The 18,428-nt window shown below is 68.0% G+C and carries 14 protein-coding genes; 5 read left to right on the top strand and 9 right to left on the bottom strand.

Annotation, left to right across the window (positions count from 1 at the left end; all coding sequences use genetic code 11):
• Positions 1–41: 41 nt before the first annotated feature.
• Entirely contained in the window at positions 42–1,307 is a 1,266-nt protein-coding gene (gene kynU / locus J9314_RS18235; RefSeq protein ID WP_210603696.1) for a kynureninase, read from the bottom strand.
• A 293-nt stretch (positions 1,308–1,600) separates the two neighbouring features.
• Here kynU and J9314_RS18230 point away from each other — a divergent pair, with 293 nt between their 5' ends.
• Positions 1,601–2,170, top strand: a complete 570-nt coding sequence (locus J9314_RS18230; protein ID WP_181275167.1) for an OsmC family protein — start codon at positions 1,601–1,603, stop codon at positions 2,168–2,170.
• A gap of 65 nt (positions 2,171–2,235) precedes the next feature.
• On the opposite strand, the gene J9314_RS18225 is transcribed toward J9314_RS18230, so the two are convergent.
• From J9314_RS18225 to J9314_RS18205, 5 genes are all read right to left on the bottom strand, one after another.
• Positions 2,236–4,404 carry an iron ABC transporter permease gene (locus J9314_RS18225; protein WP_246490497.1) on the bottom strand — a complete coding sequence of 723 codons (2,169 nt, stop codon included), beginning with the start codon at positions 4,402–4,404 and terminating at the stop codon, positions 2,236–2,238.
• Positions 4,401–5,450, bottom strand: a complete 1,050-nt coding sequence (locus tag J9314_RS18220; protein ID WP_210603695.1) for an ABC transporter substrate-binding protein — start codon at positions 5,448–5,450, stop codon at positions 4,401–4,403. The genes J9314_RS18225 and J9314_RS18220 overlap by 4 nt, the downstream gene beginning before the upstream one ends.
• A gap of 263 nt (positions 5,451–5,713) precedes the next feature.
• Positions 5,714–6,721 carry a helix-turn-helix transcriptional regulator gene (locus J9314_RS18215; RefSeq protein ID WP_246490496.1) on the bottom strand — a complete coding sequence of 336 codons (1,008 nt, stop codon included), beginning with the start codon at positions 6,719–6,721 and terminating at the stop codon, positions 5,714–5,716.
• On the bottom strand, positions 6,718–8,556 hold the full coding sequence (gene recQ / locus J9314_RS18210; RefSeq protein ID WP_210603694.1) for a DNA helicase RecQ: 1,839 nt from the start codon (positions 8,554–8,556) through the stop codon (positions 6,718–6,720). Before recQ ends, J9314_RS18215 begins: the two co-directional genes overlap by 4 nt.
• A gap of 92 nt (positions 8,557–8,648) precedes the next feature.
• Complete coding sequence (locus tag J9314_RS18205) at positions 8,649–9,860, bottom strand: MFS transporter (protein ID WP_210603693.1); 1,212 nt, start codon at positions 9,858–9,860, stop codon at positions 8,649–8,651.
• A 283-nt stretch (positions 9,861–10,143) separates the two neighbouring features.
• On the opposite strand from J9314_RS18205, the gene J9314_RS18200 reads away from it, so the two are divergent.
• Positions 10,144–10,710 carry a Rieske (2Fe-2S) protein gene (locus J9314_RS18200; RefSeq protein WP_210603692.1) on the top strand — a complete coding sequence of 189 codons (567 nt, stop codon included), beginning with the start codon at positions 10,144–10,146 and terminating at the stop codon, positions 10,708–10,710.
• Positions 10,711–10,731: 21 nt separating this feature from the next.
• Here J9314_RS18200 and J9314_RS18195 read toward each other — a convergent pair whose 3' ends face one another.
• The 3 genes from J9314_RS18195 to J9314_RS18185 all read right to left on the bottom strand — a co-directional run bounded on the left by J9314_RS18195 (position 10,732) and on the right by J9314_RS18185 (position 13,037).
• Entirely contained in the window at positions 10,732–11,106 is a 375-nt protein-coding gene (locus J9314_RS18195) for a hypothetical protein (protein ID WP_210603691.1), read from the bottom strand.
• A gap of 2 nt (positions 11,107–11,108) precedes the next feature.
• Complete coding sequence (locus tag J9314_RS18190; protein WP_210603690.1) at positions 11,109–12,206, bottom strand: serine hydrolase domain-containing protein; 1,098 nt, start codon at positions 12,204–12,206, stop codon at positions 11,109–11,111.
• Positions 12,207–12,353: 147 nt separating this feature from the next.
• Positions 12,354–13,037 (bottom strand): ArsR/SmtB family transcription factor, encoded by a 684-nt coding sequence (locus J9314_RS18185; RefSeq protein ID WP_210603689.1) that lies wholly within the window; start codon positions 13,035–13,037, stop codon positions 12,354–12,356.
• Between the two features lie 103 nt (positions 13,038–13,140).
• Here J9314_RS18185 and J9314_RS18180 point away from each other — a divergent pair, with 103 nt between their 5' ends.
• From J9314_RS18180 to J9314_RS18170, 3 genes are all read left to right on the top strand, one after another.
• The gene (locus tag J9314_RS18180) at positions 13,141–14,106 is read left to right on the top strand and encodes an HdeD family acid-resistance protein (RefSeq protein ID WP_210603688.1); all 966 of its coding nucleotides are present in this window, start codon (positions 13,141–13,143) and stop codon (positions 14,104–14,106) included.
• Between the two features lie 85 nt (positions 14,107–14,191).
• Positions 14,192–16,837 (top strand): trehalose-phosphatase, encoded by a 2,646-nt coding sequence (gene otsB, locus J9314_RS18175; protein ID WP_210603687.1) that lies wholly within the window; start codon positions 14,192–14,194, stop codon positions 16,835–16,837.
• A 602-nt stretch (positions 16,838–17,439) separates the two neighbouring features.
• Positions 17,440–18,369, top strand: a complete 930-nt coding sequence (locus J9314_RS18170; protein WP_210603686.1) for an endonuclease domain-containing protein — start codon at positions 17,440–17,442, stop codon at positions 18,367–18,369.
• The last annotated feature ends 59 nt before the right edge of the window (positions 18,370–18,428 follow it).

The raw sequence follows: 18,428 nt of genomic DNA, 5'->3' as shown, positions 1-18,428 counted from the left end.
GCTACGTGGCGCCAGGTTGCTGCGCCGCCGTCAGGTAGTAATTAGGTGACGGCGCCGCGGGTTTTGAACTTCGGGTCGTCCCAGAGGCGGTTGTCGAGGATATCGCGCAGGGCCTCGACGGTGTCCCAGACGTCGGCGAAACCGAGGTAGAGCGGGGTGAGGCCGAAGCGGAGGATGTGCGGCTCCCGGTAGTCGCCGATGATCCCGCGGGCGATGAGGGCACTCATGATCGCGAACCCCTCGGGGTGGGTGATCGAGACCTGCGAACCGCGATCGGCATGCTCACGCGGAGTGACGATCTCGACCGGATGGTCCGACAGCCGGGACTCGACGAGCTCGATGAACAGGTCCGACAGGGCCAGGGACTTCCGCCGCACCTCGGCCATGTCGACCCGGCCGGCGACGTCGAGTCCGAGCTCGGCCACCGACATCGACACGATCGGCTGTGTGCCCGTGAGGAAGCGGCGGATGCCGTCGGCCGGCGCGTAGTCCGGGCTCATCTCGAACGGTTTCGCATGGCTCCACCAGCCCGACAGCGGTTGGGCGAACCGATTGACCAGCTCCTCCGCGACCCAGGTGTACGCAGGGGAGCCCGGCCCGCCGTTGAGGAATTTGTACGTACACCCGACCGCCATGTCCGCCCCGGACCCGGCCAGGTCGATCTCGAGGGCACCGGCCGAATGGCACAGGTCCCACATGACTCGCGCTCCGCCGGCATGGATCGCCGAGGTGGTCGTGGCCATATCGAAGAGCCGACCCGTGCGGTAGTTGACGTGGGTGAGGACGACGAGGGCGACCTCGTCGGTCATGGCCTCGGGGAAGCCCGCGGTGACCTCGGCGTCGTCGACGAGGCGGACCTCGTACCCGTCGCCGAGCTGCTCGGCCAGCCCCTCGAGCATGTAGATGTCGGACGGGAAATTCTCCCGCTGGGTGAGGATGACGCGGCGGTCGGGGGCGTCCACGGCCTGCATTCGCAGTGCCGCCGAGGCGGCCTTGAACAGGTTGATCGAGGTGGTGTCGGTGACGACAGTGGTCCCGGAACCGCCGCCGATGATGCCGGCCACCTTCTCCCCGAGCGTGGCCGGCAGATCCCACCAGCCGGCAGAGTTCCACGATCCGATGAGGTCCGTACCCCATTCATCGGCGATGACCTTCTGCGCTCGTTCGGCCGCACCGACCGGACGCGGGCCCAGCGAATTGCCGTCGAGGTAGATCGTCTCAGGCGGGAGCAGGAAGTCCTTCCGGAAATCGGCGAGCGGATCGGTGCGGTCGCGAGCCTCGCAGGCCGCGCGGTCAAGGGTCGTCATCGGTCACCTTCGTCTCGACGGAGTCCAGGGAATCGTCGGCAGCCGGCGAATTCGCCGACCACCACGTTGCCTGGAGGGGTTCCCTGCCAGATTACACACCCGGAGGGGTCGGCCGTCCACGACGCTTCCCGGGCCGGCGGGCCCACCCTCATCGCTGTTTACGGAGCCCGTCTGACCTTCTGTGACTCGATATGACGAGGAGAAGTCGGCGCGTGGCGAATTTCGACGACGACGCCCGACCCCACGACGCGGGCTTCCTAGTCTGAGGGCACCAACCTGAAGGAGGGGTCCCGATGACTGCCACCACCGATACCACCACACCCGAGGCCACGACCGTGCCGATCAGCGCCGAAGACCGCGCTGCCCGACTGACCGCGGCAGGACAGGGATGGGGTGAACGCATCGCCGCCTCGGCGAAGAACGCGCAGCTGACCTTCACCGCGAAGGGGCGCGCCGAGGGTTCGGTGTCCTCGGTGATCAAAGCGGGCAAGCACACGTTCACCGTCGACGAACCCGCCCCGCTCGCTGGTGACGACGCAGCGCCGAACCCCGTCGAGTATGTCCTCGGTGCCCTCATCTCCTGCCAGGTCGTCGTCTATCGGCTCTACGCTCACAACCGCGGATTGACGATCGATGATCTTGAGATCACCGCCGAGGGAGACCTTGATGTCCAAGGCATCTTCGGTATCGACGAGGATGTTCGCCCCGGATTCTCTGCCGTGCGCATCTCCGTGAAAGTCACCGGCCCCGACTCCGAGGAGGCCTACCAGGAGCTGCAGCGCACCGTCGACGCCCACTGCCCCGTCTTCGACATCGTCTCCCAGCCGACACCCATCGACGTGACGGTGACGAAGGCGAACTGAGCGCGGCCCCGAGCCGGGTGCTGTGCCCGGAACCGACTCCGAAGGCGAACTGACCCCAACCCCCGTCATGCACGGGATCGGCGCAGCAGCCACACGAAGTACGGGGCGCCGATGAGCGCGATCATCAGCCCGGCGGGGATCTGCGCCGGGCTGATGACCGTGCGCCCGATGGTGTCAGCCGCGCAGACGATCACTGCCCCGATGAGCACCGTGGTGGGGATGACCCTGCGATGCTGGGAACCGACGAGGAAGCGTGCGAAGTGCGGAGCGATGAGTCCGACGAAGCCGACGACTCCGACGGCGATGACACTGGCCGCAGCGAGCACGGCAGCCAGAGTCAGCGCGATGAGTCGGGTGCGGGCCGTGCGCACTCCGAGCAGCCTCGGCGTGTCATCATCGAGGGCCAGCAGATCGAGCGTGCGCGACATGACGAATGCGAGAGGAATGGCGGCGAGAAGGACGAGACCGATCGGCAGAGAATCGAGGTCGACCCGGCCGTAGGTGGTGCCCGAGAGCCACGTGAAGAGCCGCGGGGTCTTCCACGGATCCACGCTGAGCAGGAGGAACGTCGTCACAGCGGAGAGCACGTAGCCCATGCCGATGCCGATGAGGACGAAACGGTCGGGCCGGAAACCACCTCGCCACGCCAAGCCTGCGACGATGGCGAAAGTGATGAGACCCGCGAGGACCGCTGCGGTCACGAGCAACGGTCGGGACCCGCCGAGAAGGGTGACAGCCACCGCCCCACCGAGGCCGGCACCCGCCGTGATGCCGAGGATCCCCGGCTCGGCCAAGGGGTTGCGCACCGTCGACTGGACGAGGCAGCCGGCTAGCCCGAGCCCGGCACCGGCCAGGCAGGCGGCGAGGATGCGGGGGACACGTTCGTTGAAAGCACGGTCGATGAGCGCCGGGGCGTCGTGTGAGAGCCACAGGGCCACATCGCCGAGGCGCAGCCACAGACTTCCCGCGAGCAGTCCGATGGCGACGACTGCGATGAGGCACCCGGTCGCGACGCTGAGGACGATGACGAACCGGCGCGAACTGCGCAGCCGACCGGTGACGCTGGCAGCCTGCCCGGCGCTTGCCGAATCGCGCAGCCGCATGGCCAGGACGACGATGAGTGCTCCGCCGAGCAGCGAGGTGGGGATGCCCGTCGGAATCGACGCGGCCCCGGTGGGTGAGAGCACGGCCCGCACACATGCGTCGGCGACTATGATGAGCAGCGCGCCGATGAGTCCTGCGACCGGGAGCGCGAGCATATGCCGGTGCAACGCGGGAACCACATGCGCGAGCAGCCGGGTGAGTACGGGTGCCCCGAGACCGACGAAGGCGATCGGGCCGGCCAGCGTGACCGAGACCGCGGTGAGCACGACGGCGAGGACGACCGCCGCCAGCCGGGTCATGCGCACGGGAATGCCGAGGCTCGCCGCAGCGTCCTCCCCGATCCCGAGCACGTCGAGGCGACGGGACAGCAGCAGCGCGGCGATGAGGGCAAGTGCGATGACCGGTGCCGCCCGCAGCGAACCGTCGAGGTTGAGCTGCGAGAGCGAACCGCTGCCCCAAGCGTAGAGGCCGACGGTGTTCTCCTTGAACAGCAGGAGCATCATCCCGGTGCCGGCCTCAAGGGCCATAGCGATGGCCGAACCGGCGAGGATGATCCGCGTCGTCTCCTTCGTCGCCGCCCGGCCGGCGAGTCCGAGCACGCACAGTGCCGCCGTGAGCCCTCCCGTCGAGGCGACCGCGCTCGAGGCCCACAGCGGCAGGGTCAGTCCCGCGGCCGCCAGCACGGTGAGAGCGAAATGCGATCCCGACGCGACCGCCAGGGTGTCGGGCGAGGCCAGAGGGTTGCGAGTGATCGACTGCAGCAGGCAGCCGGCCACCCCGAGCGCCAGGCCGACCGCGACTCCCGCCGCCAACCTGGGCAGGCGGGAGCCGGCGAAGATGTCCGCGACGGGAACGCCGTTGACGCTCGGCACGGCAGCTCCGGAACTGCCGGAATCAGGATCGCCGAGGCGGCCCACCTCGCCGATGAGCGCCCGAACGATGTCGCCCAGACCGACCCCGGACGTGCCCTGCGCAAGGTGCCACAGGGCTGCCGCCGCCAATGCGAGGACGAGGCAGACAGTGACACCGAGGGTCGCGGTCACCGAAGCCGCCGAACCCCGCGGGGAGGTGCGGACCTCCGCCGAGGCGGCTGGTGACGGGGCAGTCCGCCCCGTCGCCGATTGCTTCACTTCGTCAGCAGGTCTGCGTATGCGTCGACGGCCTGCTGGGTCGAGCGCGGTCCACCGGCGCCCCAGACGTTCGGGAACTCATAGGAACGGCCTTCTTTGACCGCGGGCAGGTTCTTCCAGATGCTGCTCTTCTCGAGTTCGTCGACGTAACCCGAGGCTGCGTCGTTGGCGTAGAAGAGGTTCGCTTCGCCGACGGCCGTGAGTCCTTCGATATCGGTCTGGGCGAGGCCGTAGTCAGCATCGAGTCCTCCGGTGCCGTTGGACTTGTTCACCTTCTCATTCCAAACCGGGTGAAGCCCGAGGTCCTTGCCGAGTTCGGTGAACAGCGCGCCGTCGGTGTAGGGGCGCAGCGAGAGGTTGCCGCCTTGGATCCAGCCGTCGAAGAAGAGGAAGTCCTTGGTCTCGAGATCGACCTTCGCGACGTCCTTCTTGCGCTCTTCGACATTCTCATCAAACTCCTTGAGCACCTGATCTGCCCGTTCTGTGCGTCCCGTTGCCTTCGCCACCAGGGAGAACACGTCCTTCATGTTGCCGACGGGGTCCTTGGGATTGTTGCCGCGAGCGACGATGACAGGCACGTCCTGCTTCTCGAGCTGATCGAGGATCTCCTCGTCCTTGCTGAAGCCTTCGACGATGATGAGGTCGGGGTCCGCCTTGTAGATCGAGTCGAGGTCGGGTTCCTCGCGGGTGCCGGCACTGGCGGTGTCCTTCGGCAGCTTCTCCGCGCTCACCCAGGTCGAATACCCGTCCGGGTCGGCGACCGCGACCGGGTTGACGCACAACGTGAGGGCGTCCTCGACCTCCTGCCATTCGAGGATGGCGACACGTTCGGCTGGTTTGTCGAGTTTGACCGTGCGGCCGACGCCGTCGGTGATCTCGACAGGGTCAGTCGAGGTCTCCGTGGTGTCGTCAGCGCAGCTCTCGGATGCCGGCGCCGAGGTGGCTGATCCGGCTTCCTCACCCACTGCGGTGGTCCCGCAGCCGGCGAGGAGAGCGAGCCCGGCAGCTCCGATTCCGATGGTGGTGAGCAGGCGAGGTGGTGTCATGGCACTGTCCTTCAGGTCTCAAGGTGATCGGCGGCGACCTCGCGACATGAGAGAGGCGTGCGCCGATGGTTTCGGTGATCGTGCCCGCCGTTCGCGGGCCGTGTGTGGCGGCGACGATGCGCGAGCAGCCCGAACGGGCGTGTGCCACGTTAGGTGAGTCTAAGCTCACTGGTGGATGTCCGCAATGAAGATATGAAGACAGATGATTCGTGAAAATGGACAGATTGATGAGGGTTCGGGTACTGAGCTGATGAGGACGTGTTCTAGAGGGAGGTGCGGGAGACGAAGGCACCTGGCGTCATTCCCATGACTCTGCGGAAGGCATCGATGAAGGTCGATGTCTGGGTGTAGCCGAGGGTCTCGCCTACTTCGAGGACGGATACTCCCTCCCCAAGCAGCTCGACGGCTTGATGGATGCGCACGGCCTGCCGCCAGCGCGCGAAGCTCAAACCCGTACTCGAGTGGAACGCACGCGTGATCGTCCGCGCACTCACCTGCAGCCGCGCCGCCCAGTCTTCGATGGTCCGTTCGTCGCCCGGATCGTCGATGACCGCCTCGGTGATGGCGGCGATGCGCGGATCGTCGGGGACAGCGATGGCGAGTTCACTGTCGGTCGGTTCGAGGACGTCGAAGATGACGGCTTCCGCACGCGACCGTGCGGCGGGGTCGAGGTCGGTGCGGGTGAGGTGGATCAGCAGGGACTGGAGCACGGGCGTCATCGCCACCGTCGTCGCCGAGGCGAAGGCGGGCTGGAGGGTGGGTGGAGGTGTCGCTGCCGCGTCGAGTGCTCCACCGTCAACGCTGTCGGCCCGGTCGGCGGAGACGCCATCACGCTCGGCGTGGTCCTTACGGCCACCACGGTCGGCAGATCCCGTCGAAAAGAAGGCATCGAACAGTTCGATGCCCGGGGTCAGCCGACCGGAATGGGTCTGACCTGCTGGTATCCAGAGTCCGAACCCTTCGGAGGTGGTGAAGATGCGGTTGCCGATGCGGGCGGTCATCGTGCCGCGACGCACCCAGACGAGTTCGTGGGCGGGGTGCGAATGCGGCTCCCACCGGGTAGGTTCCGCAACGTAGTGGGATTCCACGATGATCGTGAACTGCTGCGGTGCCCCGGCAGGCAGCTCGACAGTGTGGCCGTTGAGGGCTCGCGCCGATCCGCGCCAGGCACCGCGCGCCGCATCGTCACTGCGGGCGGAATCGTCGCGCGCAGAATTCTCCGTACGCGCCGAAGACCCACTGCTCACCGAATACCGGCTGCGACCGCTCACGACCGCGAGTGCGCCTCGATGACCTCGAGCACGTCCTGACCGTAGCGCTCGAGCTTCTTCAGGCCGACACCGCTGACCTGGCCGAGTCCTTCGATCGTCGAGGGGCCGACCTCGACGATGCCGTAGAGCGTGGCATCGGGGAACACGACGTAGGCAGGAACTCCCTGTTCCTTCGCCTGTTCGGCCCGCCAGGCCCGCAGCGCTTCGAACAGCTCCGTGCCTGCGGCATCGAGCGTGACCTCGGAGCCGCCTCGGCGTGAGGATCCCGCCCTTTTCGATCCGGACTTACGAACGGGATCGACACGCATCGACACCGTCGTTTCCCCACGCAGCACCGGGTCCGCGGCGGGACCGAGGACGAGCACCCCGTAGTCGCCGTGGGATTCGAGGAGTCCGCGGGCGAGGCTCTGGCGGACGACGGTCTTCCACTGGCTCTCGGACAGATCCTCGCCGACGCCCCACACGCTCAGACTCGCATGGTCGGAAGCACGGGAGCGGTCGTTGTCGTTGCCGCGCAACACGTCGATGACCTGACCAGCACCAAAGCGCTGACCGCGTTCCCGGTCGAGACGGATGACCGTCGACAGCAGCTTCTGCACGGCCACTGTGGCGTCCCACGTGGTCGGGGGAGTCAGGCAGGTGTCGCAGTTGCCGCACGGGCCCGACTCCTCGTCGAAGTAGCGCAGCAGCTGGACGCGGCGGCAGTCGACGGTTTCACACAGAGCGAGCATCGAGTCGAGATGACTCATCGACCGCCGTTTGTGCGCCTGGTCGCCCTCACCGGATTCGATGAGGCGGCGCTGCGAGACGACATCGCCGAGGCCGTAGACCATCCACGCGTCCGCGGGCAGCCCGTCGCGACCGGCTCGTCCCGTCTCCTGGTAATAGCCCTCGACCGACCTGGGCAGGTCGAGGTGGGCGACGAAGCGGACATCGGGCTTGTCGATGCCCATGCCGAAGGCGATGGTCGCGACCATGACGATCCCGTCCTCGCGGAGGAAGCGGGCCTGATTCGCGGCCCGCACCTCGGCGGGCAGTCCCGCATGGTACGGCAGGGCGGTGATGCCGCGGGCCGCGAGCGCCTCGGCCAGCTGGTCGACTCCGCGGCGGGAGAGGCAGTACACGATCCCGGGATCCCCGGGATGTTCGGTGGTGATGAAGCTGAGCAGCTGGGACCGCGCGGAGGCCTTCGGCTCGATCCGGTAGGTGATGTTGGGGCGATCGAAGCTCGCCACGAAGTGCTCAGCGCCCTGCAGGTGGAGGCGCTCGGTGAGTTCGGCGTGGGTGGCCGGGGTCGCCGTGGCCGTGAGAGCGATGCGCGGGACGTCGGGGAAGCGTTCGGCCAGCACCCCGAGGCCCAGGTAGTCGCTGCGGAAGTCATGCCCCCACTGGGACACACAGTGGGCCTCGTCAATCGCGAACAGGGAGATCTGCGCCCGCTGCAGCAGCTGCATCGTCCGCGACAGCACGAGGCGTTCGGGGGCGAGGTAGAGGAGGTCGAGTTCACCGTCGAGGAGCTGCGCTTCGACCCGGTCGGCCTCGTCGAAGTCGAGGGAGGAGTTGAGGTAGGCGGCGCGCACGCCGAGGTTCTCCAGCGCCGCGACCTGATCGGCCATGAGTGCGATGAGAGGGGAGATGACGATGCCCGTGCCGGGTCTGACCAGGGCAGGGATCTGATAGCACAGTGACTTGCCGCCGCCGGTGGGCATGAGCACGACCGCGTCGCCGCCGCCGACGACCTGGTCGACGATGGCACCCTGCTGTCCCCGGAACTCCTCATAGCCGAAGACATCGTGGAGGACATCGAGCGGCGAGGTCGTGGCGGAGGAGGTCATGTCCTCCACCCTAGTTCACGACCCTGACGCCGCGCCTGGGCCGTACCGACGTCGGACCCGCGGTCGTGCCGAAGCCGCGCCTCGCCCGCCCCTCACTTCGCAGCGAACCGCCCGGAGGCCAACAGTCCGACCACGCACACGCAGGCCACGGCTGCGGCGAAGACCGTGGTCGATCCCGCCAGTCCGATCCCCGAGGCGAGCAGTCCGGCCCCGACGGCCGGCAGCGACATGGCGAGGTAGGCGACGATGAAATACGAGGTGGTCGCCTCGGTGCGTCGTTCGGGCTGGGTCGCGGTCGTGATCGCCCGCATGCCCGTCATGAACACGAGTCCCTGTCCCATTCCGGCCAGCAGCGAGGAGACGATGAGCAGGATGAGCGAGCCGGTTTCGAGGGCGATGACGAGGGCGGCCATGCTGATGATCATCGTCGTCGATCCGAGCATGATCAGCGTCCGGTCGGCGAGGTCGCGGAAGATCAGCTGAGCCGTCGCCGAGGCGCCGAAGAGGAGGAAGACGACCGTGCCGGTGACCGCGGGGGAGGAGACGTGCAGGGTCTGACCCATGAAGTTCGGGGCGATCGCCGAGTAGAGCCCGCACAGCGTGAAACCCGCGATCGCGCCGGGGCAGGCGGCGAGGAAGATGCGCCTGGACTCCGCGGGGATGCCGGGCAGCTGCAGGCGCAGGGCCGCCGGATTCGGCTGGACCCGGTCGCGGACGATGAACAGGGCGAGCCCGGCGATGACGAGCGTGATCGCGTTGACGAGGAACGGAGTGAACAGGGGGCCGGGGGCGAAGCGCGCGAGCAGTCCCGCCATGAGGATCCCGAGTCCCAGACCGCCCATGTTCGCCGCCGTGGCCAGCGACGCCGCGAGCCGGTGACGCCCGGACGGAGCGTTCTCCAGCACCGTGACCGTGCCCGTGGCCGTGAAGATCCCCGCGGCCAGTCCCGAGAGGACGCGGCCCGTGTAGAGCAGCCCGAGGTGGCTGCCGATCATGAACAGCACCGCCGAGGCGATCGACAGGACCACCCCGGCCGCGAGCAGGGGACGCCGGCCGATGGCCTCGGAGAACCGTCCGAAGAGGACGAGGGAGGCGATGACCCCGGCCGCGTAGATCGCGAACAGCACGGTCGTCTGCGCGTTGCCGAAGCCGAATTCGACCTCGTACTGCGGGTAGAGCGGAGTGGGCAGGGTCGTGCCCATCATGACGACGGCGAAGACATACGCCGAGGCGGCCAGCCCCCATCCGGACGCGGCGCGCGGGGCCGAGCCCCACCCGTTCGTCGACATCGTTTCATCGGGCACTGCCGCACCGCCTTCCGTCTCGTGGGTCTGCATGCTCGCCGAGGTGGCCGACCTCTCGCCGAGGTGGCCGACCGTTTCCGTCGACCGGATTCCCGATCGCTTCCCCGCGAATTCCCTCGCAGGTTCCCCTGCTCAGAGGTATCCGCGCTGTTTCGTTTCCGCGAATTCGCCCAGGTGAGTCCTGGGGCGATGCGCGAGCATCGAACCGTGAGCGATTGTACGCTGGAACGAGGACGTTCATGCCGTGGTGTCGGCATGCATTCGCGAGAGGGAGCAGGACCCGATGAACACGAGCACGCACAGCCCCATCACCGCAGACCAGCCCGGCCCCGCGCACCAGACCGCACCTGCAGACCGGCCGGCCACCGCAGACCAGCCGGCCACCGCAGACCAGAATGCCACCACGCACCCGACCCCGCGCGCGAACCCGAGCCGACGCCGCGTGATCCGCACGGCGGGCGTGGCCGGAACTGCGGCGGTCATCGGCTCCTCGGTGGCGGTCACCTCGGCGTGCTCATCGGATGACGGCGGATCGCAGGACCAGGGATCGACGCCGGCGCAGGATGCGACGGTGGCCGCCTCCGACGTCCCGGTCGGATCGGGCACGGTCATCGACGAGGCTTATGTCGTGACCCAGCCGAAGAAGGGCGAGTTCTACGCCTTCACCTCGGTGTGCACGCACCAGGGATGCCAGGTCAAGCAGGTCACCGCCGAGGCCATCATCTGCCCCTGCCATGCCTCGGAGTTCTCGGCCTCCACCGGAGAAGTGATCAACGGACCGGCCGAGGAGCCGCTGCAGAGCTACGAGGTCTCCGAGAAGGACGGCACCCTCACCGTCAAGGGCGGCTGAGCCACCCAGCCACCCGGCTCGTCAGAGGAACAGGCCGGGCACGACGAGTGCGCCGGCGATGAGGAGGGCCAGCAGGGCGGAGAATCCGAATCCGGTCGCCTCGGTCCTGCGGGCCTTCTCGTCCGCGGCCCCCCACGGCAGATCCGGCCACACGAGCGCAGCCCGGAAGACCGCGACGACGATTGCGAGCATGCCGGCCAGCCATATCCACACGAACCAGTCGGCCCAACCGCCGAAGGGCGTGATGAGGCGGATGAGCAGCACGAACATCGTCGCCGTCGCCATCCCGGAGAGCACGCCGAGGCGGGTCTCCGAGCGGTGAGCCCGGAGCGCGACGAATGCTCCCCATGCCACGATGGCCGCACCGACGACCGCCGAGATGAGTTCGGGGTTCATGATCAGGCTCCCTTCTTCGAGATGATCGATGCGGCGACGTCGACATCGTTCGCGGAATCGTTCAGGACGACGATGCCGCGTCCGGATTCAGCGTCGAAGCCGAGGAAGGACCGGTACCCTCCCGTGCCGCCGTTGTGCCAGGTGAGGTTCGGGCTTCGGTTCTCCGTCGTGAACCATGCCCAGCCGATGCGGTCGGAATCGTCGAAATCCTTCCTCGGTTCGGCCGCCTCGGCGCCGGGAGCACTGCCATCGCGCACGGCGCGCAGCCAGATCGCCATGTCATGGGTGGTCGAGCGGATCGCCCCGGCCGATGCGGAACCGCTCATCGTCCACGGCGCGGCCGGCAGGCCCGAGGCCGTGTACCCGTGGGACAGCCCCTCGGCGGAGTTCGGGACGAACGTCTCCTCCATCCCCAGGGGCTCGGTGAGGCGTTCGGCGACGAGGTCGGCATAGTCCTTCCCGGTCACCTCGGCGATGGCCTGCCCGAGGACGGCGAAACCGAAGTTCGAGTACTCGGGCTCGGCCTTGCCGACCTCGACCGAGCCCAGACCGGCCACGACGTCCGCGGCGTCCCCGCGATAAGGGTCCGTGTGAAGGTAGTTCGCGAGGGTGGTCGCCACACCGTCGCCGAAACTCGCGGCGGGCACCTGCGAGGGCAGACCGGAACGCTGCATGGCGATGGACTCGAGGGTCACCTCGGCGACCTTCCCATCGAGCCGCGGCCACACCTCGCCGAGGCGGGTGTCCGCATCGATCTCTCCGCGGTCGATCGCATCGGCGAAGAGGGCCGCGGTGAAGGTCTTCGTGATCGAGCCGATCTCGAACTCCGTGTGCTCGTTCGCTCCGGTGCCGGCGAAGGTGACCTCGTCGCCGTCGATGTGGGCCGCGGCCACGTGCTGCCAGTGCTTGCTGCCCAGCGCCCCTTCGAGTTCGGACATGAGCGCGGCGTCACCGGTGGGCGCGCCTTGGAATCCGCGCGGCCACGGGGTGATCGCGGCGAGGACGACCGCGGTCAGTGCGGCTGCGATGATCGCGGCGATCCGGCGCCGAGGCGGCGCCCCGGTCGTCGTGGATGTGCTCGGTGAATCGATGGTGGGCATCGTTCCTCCTGCTGGTGAGGGGCCGGAAGTGTGCCGGTCGAGGTGGCGCTGTCAGTTGTGGGGTGGTGTACGGGTTCGACGTGGGCATGCGTTGGATGTGGCGGGCAGGGGATTCGAAGTCGCCGGGCCGAGAAGCGGTGCGTCGGGTCAGTGCGTGCCGATGAGCACGAGCGTGAGCAGCGGGATGATCCGCTGGGCAGGCACCCGCCAGTGTCCGCGGCGGGCGTTTTCGAGCCAGCCGGCCGAGGCCAGGGCGTGGACATGGTGATAGATCTGTCCGGTCGTGCCGAAGCGCTCGTCCTTCCCGAGCTCGGCCACGGTGGTCGTTCCCTCGTAGATCGACTGGAGCAGCTGCAGGCGGACGGGATGTCCGAGCGCGGCCAGGGGGCCGGCCGCCTCGGCGAAATCGATGTCGTGGAGTCCCTCACTCGACATTCCCATCTGCCAGGAGACGGGGCTCTCGGCGCCCGGGGGAGTCGTGTGCCCGGCGTAGGTCACCCCGTCGCCGAGGTGGTTCACCAGTCCGTGCAGCGCCCAGAACGTGTCCGCGTCGCCGGGGAGGGCAGTGCTGCCGGTCGTGTCGCCGGCAAGCGCGTGGTTGGCGTCGGTCGTTCGGTTCGCGGCATGAGCCGCATCGCCGGCCGAGCCGTCAACGCGTCCGGACCCGCTCGAGGCCGAAGCGGCCCCTGTTGAGGTGCCGGTCGCGTCAGCCGTGCCGGTCGCGTCGGCCTCGAGTTCGGCGACTCGGCGTTCGAGCTCGGCGAGGCGGTCGGCGACGTCGGTGTGGCTGTCCTCGTGGTCGCCCTGCTCGGATGACGATGTCGGTTCCATGCCACAATCATACATATATTACGTAATTACGTAAATACGGTTCATGGGGCTGAGAGAGGGCTGATCGGACAGACCCGGCCGGGAGACTTAGACTGGTGCCGTGATGAGTACCGAAGAACCGCGCACCGAATCCACGCCCCAGCGTTCCGAGGCCTCCCCCGAGGCCGTCGCCGCGGCGAAGCGGTTCGGCGCCCCGATGATCGTCCGCGGCATCCTCGGCGTCGTCTTCGGCATCGTCACCGTCTTCTGGCCCCGCGATGCCACGAATCCCGCACAGCTGAGACTGCCGACCGACGTCGTCGACCATCTCGCCATCGCCTACCTCATCCTCTTCGCCCTGGTCCTCGTGTTCGAGGCCGTGCGCGCACCGCTGACCATGCGCACCGCGATCTACGGGCAGGCCGTCATCACCGTCCCGGCCATCGTCTTCCTCTTCCTCGCCGACCAGCCCGCCGAACTGCGCGCGGCCCTGAGCATCTGGGCCCTCCTCCACGGTGCGCTCGAGTTCTGGAGCTACCGACAGCTGCGCAGCCAGCCGATGGCCTCCGACTTCCTCATCGCCGCCGGGGTCCACGTGCTGCTCGGCGTCATCCTCATCTTCGGCGACGGTATGGAGGCGCTGTCGATCCTCGGCTTCACCGGCGCCGCCACCCTCATCGCCGGCGTGATCTTCATCATCGGCGGCTACTCCCGCCTGAGCAAGGCCCGGCAGCTCGCCCGCCGCACAGGCCGTTCTGACCTGGCCGACCGTCCCGAGCAGATCGATACCCCCACCGAGGCGACCGCATCCACCTCCGCCAGCGACGATGCCAAGTCCGCCCCCGCCTCGGCGCGGGTCGACGACGAATCCGATATCGCCGATACCCCGGTCGCTGAGACCGCCGATACCAAAACTTCCGACACCACAGCCGCCGACCCCACGGCCACCTCCTCGGGGTCAGCCGCCGGCCCCTCCGACGACGAGGCTCCCGCCGGCGACGAGACTCCCGCCGCTGATTCCGACCCCTCCGACATCGAGACGTCAGACGACGAAACCCCCGACGAGACCGCCACGAAGAATGAGCCCTGATCGGCAGGACCTCTCCTGACCGGCAGCACGGGAACACCGCCCCGACGCCCAACGGCACCGAGCCGACCGAGACATCCGAGGTGACATGAGCACTGTCGAGCACGAGAGCGCAACCGAATCCCGACTGGCCACCATCGCCGCCTCGGTGAGGTCGTCCGAACTCCTCGGCGACCTCGCAGAGGCCAGCCGTGCACTCGACCCCCTTCTGTTCCGGCGTCTCTTCGAACTCTCCCGCGCTCCGTCCCTCCTCGTCGCCACCGACTACGACGGCACCATCGCCCCGATCGTCGACATCCCCAGCCAGGCGTTCCCACTGGAGAGCTCGGCCGACTCACTGCGCGCGCTCGCCCTCCTGCCGACCACCTCGGCGGGGGTGATCTCCGGTCGCAGCCTCCGCGACCTCGCGGCCATGTCGCGACTGCCCCGGGAGGTCCACCTCTTCGGATCGCACGGAGGGGAGACGGACACGTTCACCGTCGACAGTCTCGACGAAGGGCAGCGGGCGACGCTGGCCGACTTCCGCGCCGACCTCACCCGCTCCCTGCCTCGCGAGGTCATCGAGCACAAGACGACCGGGGCCGCCGTCCATCTGCGCGGCCTCGCCGAGGCGGAGCGGAACCGCATCGAGGCAGCGGTCGAGACGCTCGCGGCCGCCCATCCGATCCACCCGACCCGCGGCAAGCAGGTCATCGACCTGTCCGTGGTGCCTTCGTCGAAGGCCGATGCGCTGACCCGGCTGCGGGAGCGCACCGGAGCCGAGTCCGTGGTGTTCATCGGCGATGACACCGCTGACGAATTCGCCCTCGAGACCCTCGGCGACGCCGACCTCGGACTCAAGGTCGGCGACGGCCCCGAGATCACGCACGCCGACTTCCGGCTGCGCTCGCCGGACGAGGTCTCCGTCGTCCTCGGGGCCCTGTTCGAGCTGCGCAAATCCTGGCTCTTCGGCCGCCGGGCCACCCCGATCCAGCGGCACAGCCTGCTCGGCAACGGGCAGTCGACCGCGCTCGTCGACCCCGCGGGCAGCATCTGCTGGATGCCGCACCCGCTGCCGCACTCGGCATCGATGTTCTCCGAGATCCTCGGCACCGAGGCGGCCGGATTCTTCGCCGTCGCACCCGCCTCGGGAGCGGCCCCGATGACGCAGCGCTACCTCGGGAACTCGACGCTGCTGGAGACCCGGTGGGCGGGGCTGAGCTGTGTCGACTACCTCGCCCCGGTCGACGGGCACAGCGATGACACGATCGTCGTGCGCGTCCTCACCGGCGATGCTCCCACCCGGATCCGCTTCTCCCCGCGCCTCGACTATGCGACCGTGCCCACCCGCATGGTCCGCAGCGCCGACGGAGTGTCCGTGCTCGGCACCTCCGAGCCGATCGAACTCCACGCCCCGGGCCTGGACTTCGAACTCGTCGAGACCGGAGACTCCCACACCGCCGAGGCGACCGTCGTTCCCTCCGAGCAGCCCGGCAGCCGGGTCGTGCTCGTACTCGCGTGCGGCACAGGCACCGGCGATGCCGGCTACATGGCCACCGGCGGCGAACACCATGTGCGCGACCGCGCCCTGAACTTCTGGACGAACTGGGTCGAGTCGCTTCATCTGCCCGGCCACCACCGCGAAGAGGTCATCCGCTCGGCGATCACCCTGCGCGCCCTGTGCCACGAACCCACCGGCGGAGTCCTCGCCGCCCCCACGACCTCCCTGCCCGAGGGCATCGGCGGCGTGCGCAACTGGGACTACCGGTACACGTGGCTGCGCGACGGTTCGATGACCGTGCGCGCCCTGCTCGCGCTCGGTTCGACCGGGGAGGCCGAAGGATTCCTGTCCTGGCTGAGCAGGATCCTTTCCCGTACGGTCTCACCCGAACAGCTCCACCCGCTCTACGCCGTCGACGGTTCCGCCCTGACCACCGAGGCGGTGCTGGCGGACCTGCCCGGATACGCCGGATCCCGTCCGGTGCGGGTCGGCAACGCCGCCGAACACCAGGTCCAGTTGGACGTGTTCGGCCCGGTCACGGAGCTGCTCGACGAACTCAGCGGCCACCTCGGCGAGCTTCCCGATGATTATTGGACACTGACGTGTCAGATGGTCGAGGCCGTCGGCAAACGGTGGTTCGAGGCCGATCACGGGATCTGGGAGGCCCGGCGTCCGCCGAAGCACAACGTGTACACGCGGGTGATGTGCTGGGTGACGGTCGATCGGGCGCTGCGGATCGCCGAACGGTTCGACCGGGAGCCGCCCGGGGCGTGGCGGCAGCTGCGCGAGGAGATCGCCCAGGACGTCCTCACGTACGGCTACGACGAGGAGGTCGGAGCCTTCACCGTCGCCTACGGGGAGAAGGACCTCGACTCGGCGGCGCTGTTCGTCGGGCTCTCGGGGCTCGTCGCCGCCGATGATCCGCGGTTCGTGGCCACCGTCGATGCGGTCGAACGGGAGCTGCGGGTCGGCCCCACGGTATTCCGGTACCGCTACGACGACGGGTTGCCCGGCCTCGAGGGCGGATTCCACATCTGCACGACCTGGCTCATCGAAGCCTTCATCAAGGTCGGGCGCATCGACGACGCGTGGGACCTGTTCCGGCAGGTCGACAACCTGCTCGGGCCGACCGGTCTGCTGTCGGAGGAGTACGACCCCGTCGCCGAGACGCACCTGGGCAACCACCCGCAGGCCTACTCGCACCTCGGCTACATCCGCGCAGCCCAGCTCCTCGACGAGCACCGTCCCGCCTGAAGCTCGTTCGCGCGGCCGGCGCGTCGGGTGTCCCACCCGCACCGCTTGCGTCCCGCGGTGCGTGGGGCGAAGCGCGGCCGCGGGGCCTGCCCGGCGCGAGCGACGGCCGAGTCGCTCCCTGAGCCACCTGCCGCTGTTTCATGCGCTGCCCGTCGTCTCGTCAGCGAGATAAGTGGGTTCAGATTGCCATTTTCGACGCAGAAATGTGCATTCTGAACCCACTTATCTCCAGCTTGTTCCTCCGTCCACGGGCGCGGGGAGCGATCAGCGACTCGTACATACTTCACCTGTGGATAACGCAGCTCTGTCCACAGGCAGGTATTCGCCTCTGGCTTTCTTCCTTTATGGTGAGGCAGTCTCAGCGCATGGAGAATCAGGCGCCGGTTTCTCAGCCACTCGAAGCTGCCCAGAGGGCCGACCGGCACAGCGGTGAGAAGCCCAACTCAGGGTCCGGGCCGAAGACCAGCTCGCGGATGAGCCCGCGGGCGAACCCACAGCACGACAAGCGGGCTGACCTTCGGGCCAACTCGGCTGGCGTATCGACGGCACCCCCGTCACCGCGCGACGCCCTGAAACCGCGGACGCTGCGGGTCCGATCCTGGATGGAGAAGCCGCGCCAGCTCATGACCGCGGCGGTTCCGTTCACACGGGCGGACGGCGTATCGCGGGGAATCACGCGCCGCGCACTGGAAGATGAGCGGAAGTATAAGCAGCTCGATTACGGCGTGTGGGTCGAAACCGTTCCCACGACTCGGGTCGTCGCTCCGACTTGGGCGGATACCGAGTGGATCGAAGAACGAGTGAAGCTGTCGGGTCTGGTCTGCGTCGACCCGGATATCGTCGCTTGCAATGTCACTGCGGCACGGTTGTACGGCTTACCGGTGCCGTGGAACGCCGACGCGCGGATGCATGTGGCCCGCGAGGACAAGAACCTGTTCAAGCATCGGAAGAATGTTGTCTTCCATCGCTACGAATGGCTGCAGTCGGAGAACTTCTTCGGTCTGCCACTCATCACAGCGGCGCAGCTGTTCGTCGAACTCGCTCGAGTACTGACGGTGGGGCAGCTCGTGGAGCTCGGAGATGCTGCCGTCGGCCGATGGCATGGTGGGCCACTGACAACCATCGACGAGATTCGCGCTGAACTTGCTTCCCGCTGCCGAGTGAAAGGACGTCTCACGGCTGAGCGTGCACTCGACTTGGTCCGAGACGATGTGGATTCGCCGCCGGAGACGAAGCTGCGACTGCAGCTCATCGACGCTGGACTGCCTGAGCCCGTGGTCCATCCGACGGTCATGTGCTCGCTCATCGGCGTGCATCTTCACCCGGATATGGGCTATCCGCCGATCAGGCTCGCCATCGAGTACGAGGGCGATCACCACAGGAGCTCGCCCGCCCAGTTCGCTGAGGACAATCGCCGTATCTCCGCTCTTCAGGCAGAAGGGTGGACGGTCATCCGAGTTTCGAAGAGCTCTGACATGATGGAGGTTTGTCGCTTGATCGCGCACCATCTGCGCGCTGGGGGAATCATCTGATCACGCGACCCGGCCGCTGTACCGGTCGGCTGGCGCACGGTTCAGCCGCTGCGTCGGTC

It is taken from the genome of Brevibacterium oceani (assembly GCF_017948325.1).
Classification (GTDB): Bacteria; Actinomycetota; Actinomycetes; order Actinomycetales; family Brevibacteriaceae; genus Brevibacterium; species Brevibacterium oceani.
The sequence above is the reverse complement of the archived record's forward strand: the minus strand, read 5'-3'. Positions and strand labels throughout refer to the sequence as shown.